Origin of the sequence: Vogesella mureinivorans (genome assembly GCF_007644035.1) — a bacterium.
Taxonomy (GTDB): Bacteria; Pseudomonadota; Gammaproteobacteria; order Burkholderiales; family Chromobacteriaceae; genus Vogesella; species Vogesella mureinivorans.
On record NZ_VMTV02000362.1, the window covers coordinates 1 to 527 of the forward strand.

1 pseudogene is annotated in these 527 nt (G+C 47.2%); it reads left to right on the forward strand.

The annotated features are described in order from the left end of the window. Window positions 1-513 (forward strand): annotated as a pseudogene (locus FLQ44_RS11005) (carboxyl transferase domain-containing protein); the annotation flags it as partial. Window positions 514-527: the final 14 nt, after the last annotated feature.

A 527-nucleotide genomic window follows, 5' to 3' on the forward strand; every position in this document is an offset into this window, starting at 1 on the left:
ATTGAATACAGGTGGACGATTAGGAACCTGTTATGTTTAAACGTTGGAATCTTTTTTGTCAGTGGTGTTCGCTGTCTGATTTCTGCAAGTAATAGTGCGATCAAAGGTGGGACGATGTCTCCGATGGGAGTTCAAAAAACCTTACGCCTACAAGCGATTGCTTTCGAACAAAAATTACCGATGCTGACCCTGACCGAAAGTGGCGGTGCAAATCTCAACTACGCGGCTGAAGTATTTACCTATGGTGGAATGACCTTTGCCAATCAAGCCCGACTTTCTGCGGCAGGTTTACCCCAAGTCTCAGTAGTACATGGCAATGCAACAGCAGGTGGGGCATATCAACCGGGCTTATCTGATTATGTGATTGCTGTGCGCAAACAAACCGAGATGTTGCTTGCAGGTCCTCCTTTGCTTTTGGCCGCTACAGGTGAGGTTGCCACTGCTGAAGAACTCGGTGGTGCGGAAATGCATGCACAGGTTGCTGGAACGGCTGAATTCTTGGCTGAAAATGATGAATAGTGTATTGC